Consider the following 14,657-nt stretch of genomic DNA (forward strand, 5'->3'; position numbering starts at 1 on the left):
CGGCGCCATGAGCTCCCCCACTGGGCCCGCAAATGGCCTGCCCGTACGAATGCCGCGACCCCGCCAGACCGGACGGCACCGCCGGCCCGAGCCCGCGGTGGCGCCCGAGGGCGCGCCCGCGCTGGTGCTCGCCGTGCCCGGTGCCCCCTCGGCCGCCTCGCGTGGGCTGGCGGAAGAGATCATCAGCATCGGCCGCTCCGAGCTGCCCGGCCTGGACGCCCGCCTCGGCTTCCTGGAGGGTGCCGAGGGGTCCGAGTTCCCGTCGCTGTCCGGTGTCCTTGACGCCGTCGCGCGCGAGCGCGCCGAGCGCGCGGAGTACGCCCGCGCCGCCGGGCACGAGGTGCCCGCGCCGACCGGCCCCGACGCCGTCGTCGTCCCGCTGCTCGCCGGCCCGGACGCCGATCTGCTGCGCCGCTTCCGCCAGGCGCTGATGGACTCCTCGGCCGCCGCCGAGCTGGCCGACGTCCTCGGCCCGCACCCGCTGCTCGCCGAGGGCCTGCACGTGCGGCTGTCCGAGGCCGGCCAGGCCCGCGCCGACCGCGCGCGCCTCTTCTCCGTGACCACCGCCGCCGACGGCATCATCGTCGCCACCACCGGTGGCGAGGAGGCCGTGCAGGCCGCCGCCGTCACCGGCATGCTGCTGGCCGCCCGCCTCGCGGTGCCGGTGAAGGCGGCCGCGCTGGACCAGGAGGGCTCGGTGGCCGCGGTCGCCGAGCAGCTGCGCCTGGAGGGCTCCACGCAGCTCGCGCTGGCCCCGCACCTGATCGGCCCGGAGGCCGCCGAGGGGCTGCTGGACACCGCCTGCAAGGAGGGCGACTGCGTCGCCGCCGAGGTGCTGGGCGCGTACCCGGCGCTCGGCAAGCTGGCCGTCGCCCAGTACTCCGCGGCCCTCGGCCTCAGCCAGGGCGCCGCCGCGCACTGACCGCTCACCACCGCGTCCGTACGAGGGCCCGTGCTCCGGAGATCCGGAGCGCGGGCCCTCGTACGTACGGGGTGGCCGGGTCAGCCGAAGACCACGCAGGTGGCGGCGGGCACGGCCACCGAGCCGGCCCGGCGCGGCCGCCCGGTCAGCGGGTCGACCTCGAACCAGGTGACGTCCCCGGAGTGCTCGTTGGCCGCGTACAGCCGACGCCCCGAAGGGTCGGCGGCGAGATCGCGCGGCCACCGGCCGCCGCAGGGCACCGTGCCGGTGAGCTGCGGCTTCTCGGCTCCGTCGGCGAGGGAGAGGGTGAGGATGACGTCGGCGCCGCGGACGGCGGCCCAGACGAAGCGCCCGTCGGGCGAGGCGACCACCGCCGAGGGGTAGGCCCGCGCCGCCCCCTGGGCGCCCGCTGGGGCCACCGGGACCTCCGAGACCGGTTCCAGCTGCCCGTCCGCCGGATCCCAGCGGCAGACGGTCAGCTGCGGCTCCAGCTCGTGCAGTACGTAGACCACCCGGCCGCCGGGGTGGAAGGCGAGGTGCCGGGGGCCGGTCCCGGCGCGCAGCGCGGTCTCGGCGTGGACCCGGAGCGGGCCGCCCTCGGGGTCGGGCGCGCAGATCCGTACCGAGTCGGTGCCGAGGTCCACGCTGAGCACCCAGCGGCCGCCGGGGGCGGGCAGGACCTGGTGCGCGTGCGGGCCCGCCTGCCGGTCGGCGTCGAGGCCGGAGCCGCGGTGGCCGAGGACCGAGGCGGGCCCGCCGACGGAGCCGTCGGCGGCGAGCGGGAGGACGCTGACGCTGCCCGAGGTGTAGTTGGCGGTGAACAGCCGGCGCCCGGCCAGGCTGAGGTGGGTGGGGCCGGAGCCGCCGACGCGGACGGCGGAGCCGAGGGCGGCGAGGCCGTCCCGGGTGGCGCGGAAGGCACCGACGGCGCCCTCCTCGGTCTCGCTGACGGCGTAGAGCACCCCGGCGGCGTGATCGAGGGCGAGGTACGAGGGGTCCGGGAGGGCGCTGGTGGCGGTGAGCGGGGTCAGTGCCCCGGTGGCCGGATCCACGGCCGCGGTGGTGATCCCGCGGCCGCCGCCCGAGGTGAAGGAGCCGATGTAGGCCCGGCGTTCGCCGCCCCGGGCCGCGTCGGCCGCACCGCCGACCGCACCGCCCGAGCCACGGCCCGCGCCGCCCGAACCGCCCGAGCCACGGCCCGCGCCGCCCGAACCGCCTGAGCCACCGGCCGCGCCGCCCGAACCGCCAGCCGCACCGCCCGAGCCGCCGCCCGCGCCGGCCGCGTCGCCGCGCGTACCCTCCGCCGCCCTGTCCGCGTCGTCCACGGAAGCCCCTCCCAGCCGTTCCGGATCCGTCCGGGGCCGACGGTAACAGAAGGTCTAGACCAAGTCCCGTCCCTGGGCCCGGTCCTGCGCGCCGGGGTGGTGCACGTACGCCGGGGAGACCTGCCGGTCCTCGTAGGTGCGGTGGAAGACCGGGGTGGCGGAGCCGGAGATCGGCGGCACGATCCACGACCAGTCCGCGCCCACGTCACGCCCCCGGCGCTCCTCGCGCTCCAGGTGGGTCAGGAACCGCCGGGACTCGGTGTGGTGGTCGGCGATGGTGACCTCGGCCCGGTCGAAGGAGTGCAGCACGGCGCGGTTGAGCTCGACCAGCGCCCGGTCCTTCCACAGCGAGCGGTCGCTGGAGGTGTCCAGGCCGAGACGGCGGCCGACGGCCGGGAGGAGGTTGTACCGGTCGGCGTCGGCGAGGTTGCGGGCCCCTATCTCGGTGCCCATGTACCAGCCGTTGAAGGGGGCGGCCGGATAGTGGATGCCGCCGATCTCCAGGCACATGTTGGAGATGGCGGGCACGGCGTGCCAGCGCAGCCCCCAGTCGGCCCAGCCGTCGCCGCCGCCGTCCCCGTCGGGGTGCCTGATCGGCACCTCCAGGACCGCGTCGGCGGGGGTGTCGAACCAGCGGGGCTTGTCGTCGACGCCCTGGACCACCAGCGGGAGCAGGTCGAAGGGGGTGCCCGCGCCGCCGGACCAGCCGAGCCGGAGGAGGGCCTCGGTGAGGGGCGCGTTGCGGGCGTCGCCCACGGTGACGGAGTGGTGGTCGCCGTAGCCCGCGTAGCGGACCAGCTGCTCGCTCCAGATCAGCGGGCCGGGGCTCTGCGGGGTGTCCGGGGCGAAGACGGTGATCGTGGGGCGGACCCGGCCGCCGTTGGTCGCCTCGCGCAGGTGCTCGAAGCACTCGGCGGCGATCGCGTCGGAATCGGTGAGGCCGCGCCGGTCGCGCACGCGCAGCGAGTTCCAGTAGAGCCGGCCTATGCAGCGGTTGCTGTTGCGCCATGCCACCCGGGCACCGTGGACCAGCTCCTGCGGAGTGTGCCGATAGGTTCCCGACTCCGCGAGCTCGGCCCGTACGGCGGCGAGCCGGGTACGCGGGTCGCCGGCTCCCGGAGTTTCCCGATGGAAGAGCCGGATGAACTCCTCGGCCGCTCCCCACACCTGAGCGGTGGTGGAACGCCGTTGCAGAATTTCCATTCCGGGCCGTTACCCCCTGTCCTGCCAGATCCACCCTGTACGCGCCGGACGAATGTGCTGCGAACAATGCCCCGTTGTACAGGCGGCAGGTCAGCGGCGTGAGGGGGCGCGGGAGGGAACAACACCTCCGGGCGGTCTTCGTGCATCGGCCTGCGGAAGAGAGCTGACGCGGCGTAGCATCCGTCGCAGTTCACGTACGCATATGCCCGTAGGCATATCCGATATACCAAAGGCAGTGCATTCCCCGGCGGGAACACGGCCCGCACCGCTAGCGTGACGCACCTCACTGCCGTCGGGGGGCAGGCGGTCGTTCGCGGCCGCCGGGGCGTGGTTCCTCCTTGCCGCGATCGGCCTCCCGGCGGTGTTGTCCCAGGGACGCCGGACCTCGCATCGGCCGCCGTGACGCGCAGAGGAGCAGCGTGCACATGCCGCTTCCACAGAAGATCCACCATCTCATCGACTGCTTCGACACGTTCGCGGGGAACCGGGGCAAGAAGCGCCGGTTACCCGTCATGCTGCTGAAGCGGGATCCCGCGCCGGACGGCACCGTCCGGGAATCGACGGCACGGACCGTCATCCTGGACTACGAGAAGCGCCTGTACCTCGCGGGGCGCGACCCGAAGGTCCGGCTGGTCCCGCACGCGCTGCTGGAGGAGGGCGAGTTCACGCCGCAGGACGCGGCGCACGGCGGGCCGGCCCGCGCGGTGGTCGAGCCGCACGTCGCCGTGCTGGACGCGATCGCCGGGCAACTCGTCTCGATGCCTCCCGGCGCGGGCCGGATCCGGCTGCCGCGCTACGACACCTGCCGCGCCGCGCTGAACGCGACCGTCGACGTCGTCGCGCCCGACGCCGGGGTGCGGCAGCTGCGCGACGAGCTCTACCGCACGCTCCTCCTGCGGCGGGGCGGGCTGGACGCGCTCGCGCAGCTGGCCGGCAACGCCCCGGACGCTCCGGTCGCCAGCCTGTGGGCCGGGGTCATCCAGTTCCTGGGCGTCCGGGTGCCCCGCTCGCTCTACGGCCTGTGGCTCAGGAGACGCCGCACCCTGCGCTGGGTCGGCAGCCGGCACCCCGACGGCGCGAACTTCCTCCGCATGGCGCTGTCCATCACCACCTGGGGGAACTCCCGGCACAGCCCCGACCTGATCCAGCGCATGCTGTTCATGGCGCTGCTGGGCGACCTGTCCAAAGCCGTGACGCCGTCGCGCTTCTGGGTCTACCGGGCCCGCCGCCGCTGGTCCTTCGTCCTGCTCCTGCCGGACATCGGCGAGGAGGGCACACCGATCCGCCGGCTGCTCGACACCTACGCGGACATCGCCCGCAACGAGCCTCCCGCCCCGCTCATGGTCCTGGGGGGCGTGTCCGGTCAGCCGCCCTCCTACGCGCAGCCGCTCGCCCCGGACCCCGGCGACCCGAACGGCACCGCCAATCAGGTGCGCGCGCTGTACGCCCGGCCCGCCGCGTCCGCCGTCTACCTCGTCGACCTGTCCCCGAACGACGACGACGGTCCGGCCAGGAGCTGGGTGCAGACCAAGCCCAAGGTCACCGTGCGGACCAGCGGCCGCGGGGCCTACGTGCGGGCCGTGGCGACCCCCCTCCTGGTGCTCGCGCTGGTCGCCACCGGGATCTCCCTCTGGCGCCAGGAACCCGAGCTGCCGCCGTCCTGCCACAAGGTCGGTTCGGGCGAGACCGTCGGCGTCACCGACGGCCGGGAGTGCCACCTCGCCATCGCGGGCCGGGACGACGAACTGCTCGCCCTGGAAGCGGTCGCCGCGAAGCAGAACGACGACGCCATGGGCAGCGGCCGGCCGTACCGGACGGTGGTCTTCTTCGCCCCCCTCACCGCGGATCCCGGCGATTCCACCCCCGTCAGCCTGCAGTCGCTGCGGGGCGCCCTGGCCGCCCAGAAACAGATCAACGGCCGCGAGGGGGACGTCGTCCAGATCCGGCTGCTGCTCGCCAACCCGGGGAAGTACTTCGCGTACGGATCGCAGAACGCCCAGGGGCCCGATGTGGCGGCGGAGATCATCCGGCGGAAGGACAGCGAGAAGATAGCCGCGGTCATCGGCATCACCCAGAGCCGGCCCGCTTCCTTCGCGGCGGTGGCGGAGATCTCGGCGGCGAGCATTCCCGTGATCGGCAATTCCGTGTCGGGGAGCAAGATGGTGGACGAGCGGTCGTCCTCCTATTACTTCCAGGTGTCCCCCTCGAACGACCGCGTCGCCCAGGTGATGGCCGAGTTCACCGCGCACTCGGGGGAGATCGGCGAGCTGACGACGGCCAAGGAGGGCGAGAGGACCGCCGTGGTGGTCTACGACCCGGACGACGAGTTCTTCAGCTCCGACCTGGCGGAGAAGTACACCAAGCACTACAAGGGCGGACCGGTGGTCACCGTGCCCTATTACGAGAACCGCAGCGGACAGATCACCTCGTCCGTGGCGCGGGACATCTGCGCCGAAGTCGCGCGGTCGAACGGATTCATCCTCTACGCCGGCCGCTCGGGCGAGATGCCCGAGCTCTTCGACGCCCTCCAGGCGGCTTCCGAGTGCCGCAGGCAGGACGGGCGGAAGGTGGCCGTCCTCTCCGAGAGCACCGCGGCCAAATACCTCCAGGATCCCGAGGACATGCTGCGCAGGCATTCCCTGCTGAGGCCGTTCTACGTGATGTACAACAATTCCAACGGAAAGGAGACGGCGGACAGTCCGTACTCGGAATTCACCGCCCGGTTCCGGGACGTCTTCAAGGACGGTTCGGTGCCCGAGGGCAACGCGGCGGGGGCCTACGACGCGCTGCAGGTGGCCTCGGAGGCGATCAACGCGGTCTACGCCCAGTACCGGACGGGGACGAACAGCAGCGCGCCGTTCCAGGCGACGGACGTGTACGCGCGGCTCTCGAACCCCGGCATCCAGAACCTCTCGGGTGCCTCCGGGCTGCTGACCCTGAACAGCCGCAACAAGTACCCGCCGAGCGCCGCCGTCTACATCCTGGAGTCGCACCTCGACAAGAGCGTGACGACCTGGATGGCCTGCGGCAACCTGCCCGACCAGCCGCCGAACTCGGCGATGGGCAAGTCGTGGGGGCAGCCCGGCAGGACCCGGGCCTGCCCGTAGCGGCGGTCCCCGCCGGTCAGGCGGCGGGGATCAGCGGAGCCCTCGGGTGGGTGCGCAGCGGGGTCGCGAGGGCCACCAGGGCGTGTTCCAGCCCGTGCAGGTGCGCGAGGGCGGACTCGGCGGCGGCCGCCGGGCGGGGCGCGGCCGGGGCGGTGAGTTCGGCGGCGCCGTGCGGGGCGGTGAGCGCCTCGACGGCCGCCTGCACGCGCCAGCAGGCGGCGGCGAGGCGGGCGTCGTGCGAGGCCTGGGGGTCGGCGGCGACGGCCACCAGGCCGCGTACCTCGCGGGCGCAGTCGTCGAGCAGGGCCAGCACCTGGCGGGCCCGGGCCTTGCGGGCGCGCAGCGGGCTCAGCGGGTGGACGAGGGGGGCGAGGGCCATGCGCACGCGGCCCAGCAGCAGTTCGAGCTCGGCGGCGTGCGGGGCCGGATCGGCGTCCGGGTCGCCGGCGAGGCGGTCGAGGGTGGCGGCGGTGGAGGCCCGTACGCAGTGCAGCGCGCGCTGGATCCAGGCGTCGTTGGCGGCGTGGGTGGTCACCGGGAGCACGATCACGACGGCGAGCGCGGCGCCGAGCGCGCCGATCGCGGTCTCCTGGAAGCGCAGGAGAAGCAGGCCGGGGTGCAGGACGCCGAGGAGTCCGTAGAGCAGTCCGGCCATGACAGTGACGAAGAACATCATCCAGGAGTACGAGGGCGCGGCGGTGTAGAAGATGCCGAAGACGCATACGGCGACCAGCGCTGCGGTGGGTGCGGGGGCGCCGTGCAGCGGTACGGCGATCAGCAGGCCGGCGGCGATGCCGATGACGGTGCCGAGGACCCGGCGGAAGCCGCGCACCAGGGTCTCGCCCCGGGAGGTGGTGTTGACGAAGATCCACCAGGCGGTGCCGACGGCCCAGTACCAGCGGTCGTCGGAGAGGGCCTGGCCGATGGTGAGGGCGAAGCCGCAGGCGGCGGTGGCCTGGAAGGCCTGCCGGGTGGTGGGCCGGGCCAGGCCGGTGCCGGGCAGGCCGGGCGGGGCGGCGGGCGGCGGGGTGCGGCGCTCGATGGGCCACAGGACGAACCGGGCGGCGCCGGCCGAGAGGAGGGCGAGGCCGACGGCGGCGTACAGCTCGGGCAGCTGGCCGGTGCGGGCGTGGAGGAACTGGGTGACGAAGAACATCATGAAGCCGAAGATCCCGAGCGCGTGTCCGCGCGGCCCCCAGCGGCGGGCGTAGACCCCGGCGAAGACGACGGCGAGGAACGCGGCGTCACGGACGAGCGGCAGGTCGTGCAGGGCGGTGGCCAGCGCGAGGACGGGGAACCCGGCGGCGGGCAGCAGGGCGGTGGTCAGGCGCTGGGCGCGCACGGTGGAGTCGAGCACGGTGAAGAGGGCGAGCAGGGCCGCCAGGCCTCCGGTGATGGAGGCGGTGAGGGAGAGCCCGCAGAGCTCGGCCACGACGACGGCGAGAGCGACGCCGATCACCGCCCGGCTGGAGTTCCTCAGTCGCATCAGCCCCGGATCCGGAGCCACGAACATTCTCTTCACGGCGGTGTGCCGCCCCCCTTGCAGTGGTGCGCGCCGGCCCGGCGACCGCCCGGGGGTGGTGGGCGGCGAACGGGCACGGCGAAGGCGCCGCGCTCCGGTCCGGCCTCGTTGCCGCCCGGCGCTGCGCGGCGCCGTAAGTACATGGATACGCCACAGATAAACATGTACGGCCCACTGGCTCAACCGTGCGGCGCTGGACTGTGCCATTGGTACAGCTCGGGAGGGCGAGCTTCGGCCGGTCGCGGCCAACGGACCAGCCCGGGGGCGCGGGATCGGGCCTATGCGTGGATTGCAGGGCACAGGGGGGCAACCTAGACTGAAAATGATCAATCTCCCAGCCCCGTCCCCTTACCGGATCTCCGCGCGAGCGGGGTGAGGCCCATGGCCGAGCGCGTACGACAGTCGCAGGTCCGCGGCGGCGCCCACCGCGGCGGGCGGGCCCCTCGGACGCCGTCGAAGGCGCAGCCCCGGTCGAGGGGGCGCGCGTGGGAGCGGGACCGGGGGCGGGGGCGGGAACCCGGACCGGGATCCGAACCGGAACGCGAACCGGGAGCCGTCGGGGCTCCGCCCGGGCTGGCCCGGCTGATGGCGTCCGGCGCGGGCAACCGCGCCGTGGGCGCGTATCTGCGCGAGGAGGCCCGGAGCGCCGGGGGGCAGGAGCTCGCCCCTCCCCTGCGGGCGGAAATGGAATCCCGTCTGGGCGCCGATCTGTCCGCGGTGCGGCTCCACACCTCCACCGCCGCGGCGGAGTCGGCGAACGCGCTGCGGGCCAGGGCCTTCACGGTGGACCAGGACGTCGTCTTCGCGGCGGGCGAGTACCGCCCCGGCGACCCGGGCGGCCGCGCCCTGATCGCCCACGAGCTGGCGCACACGGTCCAGCAGGCGCGCGGCGGACCGGCGCCCGCGGGGACGGACCGTACGGAGCGGGCGGCCGCCGCCGCGAGCGCCGCCGGGGCGCGCGGCACGGCCCCCGCGCCGGTCCTGGAGGGGTCCGCGGTCGGCGTGGCCCGGGTGGCGGCCGGGGAGCAGACCCAGGAGCGGACGGCGCCGGAGAAGCAGGATTCCCTCGGCTTCTGGGGCGACCTGCTGGTCGACGAGCTCGCGGGGGTGGCGGTCGGTTCCGGCTTGCAGCAGCAGATGCTGAAGGCGGCCGTGATCGGTTTCTTCGCGGAGCTGGACCGCCAGATCCAGGATCCGAAGTCGAGGGCCGACATCCACGCCGGCGCCATGGACCTGGCCAAGAGCGGCAACCAGGAGAAGATGATCGCCGCGTACTACGCCGGCGCGGCAGCGGGCCTCGTGAGCCCGCTCACCGACCTCCTGGGCATCGGCGTCCTGCTCGAACAGCTCCAGGCGTTCGGCGGGAAGCTCGCGACCGGTGTCCTGAAGGGCGAGATCGACCTGATCGACGAGGTCACTGGGCTGGTCGGGGCGTACGAGGACTTCAAGTACCACCTGGCCGCATCGCTGATCGAGACCATCAAGGAGCACCCGGAGGACCTCTTCTTCTTCGGCGGCCTCCAGGACGTGGCGGTGCGCAAGGCGGGAGAGGCCGGCCGCACCGGAGCCCGGCGCGTCGTCGCGGCGATCTCCGAGAAGGACGGGGACAAGCCGGCCGCGCCCGAGACGGCGAAGCAGATCCTGACGCAGCACACCGAGGCCGAGAAGGCCGGTGTGGCCAGCGCCGTCACCTCCAAGGCGACCCGGGCGCGGCAGGCCGTCTTCCACACGCACCCGGAGCGCTTGGGGTACGACGTGGGGGAGGCGGTCGGCTCCGCCGTCGGCAACCTGCTCATCGCCGTGTTCACGGAGGGCGTCGGCAATGCCGTCACCAGGATCGCGGGCGAGATCGGGCGCGTCTGCCCGGTCCTCGCCCGGGGGGCGGAGGCGCTCGCCGAGATCGGCAAGGCCATCACGGCCGTGGAGAACGCGATCGGCGCCCTCGTCGAAGGGGCGCTCAGCACGCTGAAGGGCCTGGGCAGGATCCTCGGGCCGTTCCGCGCGCTGATGACGCGGCTGCGGAACTTCTTGGGCAAGGTCGTCGGCAGGGCGACCCGGCTGGAGGCGGCGGCGCTCCGCGCGGCGGAGTCGACGGCGCCGAAGCTCGCCCCGAAGGCGGTGCCCGGGCTCCCGGGTCCGGGCAAGGCGGGCACGCCGCACGCGAAGCCGTCGGCGGCGCCGAAGCGCGGGCGGTCCAGGCCCGGGGGCGGCGCGGTGAACGACAACGACGTTCCGCTGCGCAAGGGCGAGACGGTGAAGGAGCCCTCCCCCAAGGCCGCCGATCCCACCGCGCGGCCGCAGGCCCCGGAGCCGCATCCGCAGAGCGGGGTCCAGCCGGCGGCCCGGGCCACCGAGGAGCATGCCGAGGAACAGGCCGCACAGCAGGTCGAGCAGCAGGTCGAGCAGAAGATCGCGGTCAACGCCCCGCCTCCCGCGCACACCCCGACCACGGCCGCCAAGACGCCGCCGCCCAAGAAGCCCGCGACGCTCAAGGTGGTCCCCCCGCCGAAGGGCGCCCCGGCGCCCGTGAAGCCGGTCTCCCCGAAGGGGACCACGGGGCCGGGCAAGAAGCCGGTCTCGGCCGCGACGAAGGCGGAGCTCGCCGCGAAGAGGGCAGAGGCGCGAGCCGTCAGGTTCAAGCGCGCTGCCCCCGCCGCCCCCTTTACCGACCCGCTGACCCTCGCGGAACGGTCCATGATCGTGGAACACCTCTTCGAGCAGCAGCCGCTGACCGGCGCGATGAAGGACAGGCTGCGCACGGATGCGAGGGCCTGGTGGAAACGCGCCACTCGGGGGAACGGACACCAGCCCGGAGGGACGTACCAGGTCCATCACATCGTCCCTCTGGAATTCGCACACCAGATACCCGGGAGATATCCCAACGACCTCAGCAATCTGGTGCTGATGGAAAACGTCACCCACAACCAATGGCATTCCGTCGTCAGCAAGCACCAGCGCACACTGGGCCGCCGCCTCACCCTTGAGGAGATATTGAAACTTGAGCAGAACACCGTGCCCTACAACAAGGGAAAGGTCTTCGTCATCCGGAACGGCCAGGTCGTTCCGGCGCTCTGAGGCCCGCCCGGAGGGGCGCGGCGGGCCCGGCGGGCCCGGTCCGGGTCACGCGGTGGCGTAGCGGGCCAGGAAGAGGTCCACGCCGGAGGTGATGACCCGGGAGAGCTCGGCCTCGTCGACCTCGGTGTCGGTCGAGAAGGTGTGCACCAGCTGGAGCACCCCGAGGGTGGCCGCGACGAGCTGCTGCACGGCGAGCGCGGGGTCGGGGACCTCCAGCGTCCCGCGCGCGTCGAGTTCCGTGAACGCCTCGGTGAGCGGGCCGTTGTTCATGTCGTACGTGACCCGGTACCAGAGCTGGCCGAGCTGGGGGAAGCGGTCGATCTCGCCGATGACCAGGCGGCGCAGCGACATGATGTCGGGGCGCAGCACCAGCCTGGTCCAGTCGGTGGTGAAGCTGATCAGCGCGGCCCGCAGGTCCGGGGCCTGGGCGATGGTGGAGCCGCAGCACTGGAGGCCCGCGTACGTCTGGGGCAGGACGCCCCCGACGACGGCGAGGAAGAGCCGTTCCTTGTTGCCGAAGTGCTTGTAGATCGTCGCCTTCGAGACCCCCGAGCGCTGGGTGATGGCGTCCATCGAGGCCGCCGAGTAGCCCTCGGTGAGGAATTCCGCGAGGGCCGCGTCGATGATGGCCTGCCGCTTGCGCTGGGCGGAGTCGGAGGGCCCCGGGATGATCGGGATGCCGTACTCGTCCGTGGCGTTCATCGTCTCGGCGTCCATGCGGGGGCGGTGTCCTTCGGATCTGCTGCGCTGGCGGGGGGGGTCTCTCAGTATATGAACTGAACCGTTCGGTCACACCTCGATGCGGCCCATCAGACCCCGCTGGTAGTCGAGCTGCGCCTGGTGCAGCTCCGCGTCGGTGTTCATGACGAACGGCCCGCTGCGGGCGACGGGTTCGCCGATCGGTTCACCGGCCAGGACCAGGACCTCGGCGGCCGCCTCCGGGGCGGACACGGCGAACCGGTCGCCGTCCTGGCCGAGGATGGCGAGGTGGCCGTTCGGGAGCGCGCCGTCGGGGGTGGCGGCGGTGCCGGACAGGACGTACAGCATGGCGTTGTGACCGGCCGGGACGGTGAACTCGGCGCGGCCGCCGGCCGCGAGGCGGGCGTGCACGACGAGCACGGGGGTGTGGGTGGCGAAGGGGCCGGTCACCCCGTGGGTGGAGCCGGTGATCACGGTGAGCTCGGCGCCCTCGCCGGTGGCGACCGTGGGGATGTCGGCGGGCGAGCCGTACTGGACCCGCGGCGGCGTGCCCTTGAGGCGGGCGGGGAGGTTCACCCAGATCTGGAGGAGGTGCTGCGGCCCGCCCTGCGTGAGCAGTTCGGGGGTGGGGCGGGCGAGGTGGACGAGCCCCGAGCCCGCGGTGAGCCACTGGACCTCGCCGGGGTTCATGACCCGCTTGTGGCCCTCGGAGTCGATGTCCTCCATGGCGCCCTCGATGACGTACTGGATCGTCTCGAAACCGCGGTGGGGGTGCGGCGGAGCGCCCTTGGCCTCGCCGGGTCCGAGGACGTGCGGGCCGACCTGGTCGACCATCAGGAACGGGTCGACGAAGGGGAGTTCGGCCTGCGGGAAGGGGCGGCGGACCGGGAAGCCCTCGCCCTCCAGGGTGTGGAAGGGGGCGACGACGCGGGCGGTGGAACGCAGGGCGGCGTCCGGGGCGGTGACTGCGGTGGTGTCCATGTCCCCACTGAACTATACCGATCAGTTCACTGTCAAGACTGAACGGTTCAGTTGGATGAACGCCCTCGGCGTGTCGGCCAGTTGTCCGGATTTCAGGTCATACGCGCGGAGGATCGAGAGCAGCTCTCGGGGATGATTCGCCGACGCGGCGGGTGCAACAGGGTGGGCTGCGACCATCCCTCAGCCGAAAGGACCGGTCTTCGTGCGCATGAAGCGATTCGCACCGTTGCTCGCCGCCGCCGGACTCGTCGCCACCACCGTTCCCCTGCTGTCCGCCACCCAGGCCACCGCCGCGCCCGGGCCCGACTACGGTGCGCGGAAGCCCGCCTGGCACCGTTGCGGCGCCGACACGCCGGCCTCGTACGAGTGCGCGACCATCAAGGTCCCGCTCGACTACAGCCGTCCGCAGGGCCGCAAGCTCGACCTCGCGATATCCCGCATCAAGAGCGAGAACCCGGCCAAGCGGCACGGCGTCCTGCTCCTCAACCCGGGCGGCCCCGGCGGAACCGGGCTCGACCTGCCGCTGATGACGGCCGAGGCGATGCCCAAGGAGGTACGGGACCAGTTCGACCTCGTCGGCTTCGACCCGCGCGGAGTCGGCCAGAGCAGCCCCATCAGCTGCGGGCTGACCGACGCCGAGCAGAACATGGACCGGCCGTACCGGAAGGCCACGTTCGGGGCGGATGTGGCGTGGGCGCGCACGGTCGCCGACAAGTGCCGCGAGAAGGCGGGCGCGGTGCTCCCGCACATCACCACCCGCAACACCGCGCGCGACCTGGACGCGATCCGCGCCGCGCTCGGCGAGCGGAAGATCTCCTACCTGGGCTACTCGTACGGGACCTACCTCGGCGCGGTGTACACGCAGATGTTCCCGAACCGGACGGACCGCTTCGTGCTCGACAGCGGGGTCGACCCGCAGCGGATCTGGCGCGGGATGATCCAGGTGTGGGCGACCGAGGCCGAGCCGGCGTTCAAGCGGTGGACCGAGTGGACCGCCGAGCGCTCGGGCGAGTTCGGGCTCGGCGACAGCCCGAAGGCGGTGTCACAGACGTTCTGGGCGCTGGTGGCGCGCGCCGACAAGGACCCGATCGTCGTCGACGACATGAAGATCACGGGTGACGACATCCGGGCCTCTCGGGGGGTGTTCTTCTACCCGGCGCAGGCCGCCCCCTTCGTCAAGTCGCTGAAGGACGCGGCCGACGGCAAGGCCCCGTCCGGAGCCGCCGCCACCGCCACCGAGCTGAAGCGCACCCTCCGGACGGCCGAGCCCGCCACGGACAACGGCACCGCCGTCTTCTGGAGCGTGGTGTGCGGGGACACCGGCGCCTGGCCGCGCGATCCGGAGCAGTACCGGCGCGACGCGGTCAGGGACAAGGCCGCGTACCCGCTGTACGGGGACTTCGCCTCGAACATCAAGCCGTGCGCCTTCTGGCAGCGGCCGGTCGAGGCGGCCACGCCGATAAAGACCCGGGCGAACGTGATGACCGTGCAGAACGAGTGGGACTCACAGACCCCGCTGACCAGCGGCCAGGGCCTGCACCGCGCGCTGCGGGGCTCGAAGATGGTGCTGGTCAAGGGCGGTGAGGGCCACGGCGTGTACCTCGCCGACCCCAACTCCTGCGCGAACGCGCCGGTCAGCGCCTACCTGACGACGGGCAAGCTGCCGGCCAAGGACGTGACCTGCCAGACGCCGCCGGCCGCCGCCGAGCGGCGCGCCTCGCAGGCCCCGCAGAAGCCCCTCCCGCTGCCTTCCACCCCCGGGCGGTTCTGACCCGTCCCCGACCGGAACGACAGCGCGGGCGCCCTGCCCGCCGGGCGCCGCT

The 14,657-nt window shown here is 73.3% G+C and carries 9 protein-coding genes; 4 read left to right on the forward strand and 5 right to left on the reverse strand.

The annotated features are described in order from the left end of the window. Positions 1-7: 7 nt before the first annotated feature. Entirely contained in the window at positions 8-922 is a 915-nt protein-coding gene (locus IE248_RS28485) for a sirohydrochlorin chelatase (RefSeq protein WP_073780388.1), read from the forward strand. Positions 923-1,002: 80 nt separating this feature from the next. On the opposite strand, the gene IE248_RS28490 is transcribed toward IE248_RS28485, so the two are convergent. Then, a complete protein-coding gene (locus IE248_RS28490; protein WP_190032142.1) occupies positions 1,003-2,022 on the reverse strand; it encodes a lactonase family protein in 1,020 nt (339 codons plus the stop codon). Between the two features lie 279 nt (positions 2,023-2,301). Beyond that, the gene (locus IE248_RS28495) at positions 2,302-3,450 is read right to left on the reverse strand and encodes a nitric oxide synthase oxygenase (protein ID WP_008743432.1); all 1,149 of its coding nucleotides are present in this window, start codon (positions 3,448-3,450) and stop codon (positions 2,302-2,304) included. Between the two features lie 425 nt (positions 3,451-3,875). On the opposite strand from IE248_RS28495, the gene IE248_RS28500 reads away from it, so the two are divergent. After that, positions 3,876-6,557, forward strand: a complete 2,682-nt coding sequence (locus IE248_RS28500) for an ABC transporter substrate-binding protein (protein WP_073796234.1) — start codon at positions 3,876-3,878, stop codon at positions 6,555-6,557. Between the two features lie 16 nt (positions 6,558-6,573). Here IE248_RS28500 and IE248_RS28505 read toward each other — a convergent pair whose 3' ends face one another. Continuing rightward, positions 6,574-8,070 (reverse strand): FUSC family protein, encoded by a 1,497-nt coding sequence (locus IE248_RS28505; RefSeq protein WP_037795016.1) that lies wholly within the window; start codon positions 8,068-8,070, stop codon positions 6,574-6,576. Between the two features lie 390 nt (positions 8,071-8,460). On the opposite strand from IE248_RS28505, the gene IE248_RS37685 reads away from it, so the two are divergent. Then, on the forward strand, positions 8,461-11,154 hold the full coding sequence (locus IE248_RS37685; protein WP_229895579.1) for an eCIS core domain-containing protein: 2,694 nt from the start codon (positions 8,461-8,463) through the stop codon (positions 11,152-11,154). Positions 11,155-11,199: 45 nt separating this feature from the next. On the opposite strand, the gene IE248_RS28515 is transcribed toward IE248_RS37685, so the two are convergent. Together IE248_RS28515 and IE248_RS38280 are read right to left on the reverse strand one after the other, a co-directional pair. Continuing rightward, positions 11,200-11,871, reverse strand: a complete 672-nt coding sequence (locus tag IE248_RS28515; protein WP_106433427.1) for a TetR/AcrR family transcriptional regulator — start codon at positions 11,869-11,871, stop codon at positions 11,200-11,202. 72 nt (positions 11,872-11,943) lie between these two features. Then, on the reverse strand, positions 11,944-12,834 hold the full coding sequence (locus IE248_RS38280) for a pirin family protein (RefSeq protein WP_079196037.1): 891 nt from the start codon (positions 12,832-12,834) through the stop codon (positions 11,944-11,946). Positions 12,835-13,042: 208 nt separating this feature from the next. Here IE248_RS38280 and IE248_RS28525 point away from each other — a divergent pair, with 208 nt between their 5' ends. Beyond that, entirely contained in the window at positions 13,043-14,605 is a 1,563-nt protein-coding gene (locus tag IE248_RS28525) for an alpha/beta hydrolase (RefSeq protein ID WP_229895580.1), read from the forward strand. Positions 14,606-14,657: the final 52 nt, after the last annotated feature.

This window comes from Streptomyces goshikiensis (assembly GCF_014650555.1).
In the GTDB taxonomy this organism is placed as follows: domain Bacteria; phylum Actinomycetota; class Actinomycetes; order Streptomycetales; family Streptomycetaceae; genus Streptomyces; species Streptomyces goshikiensis.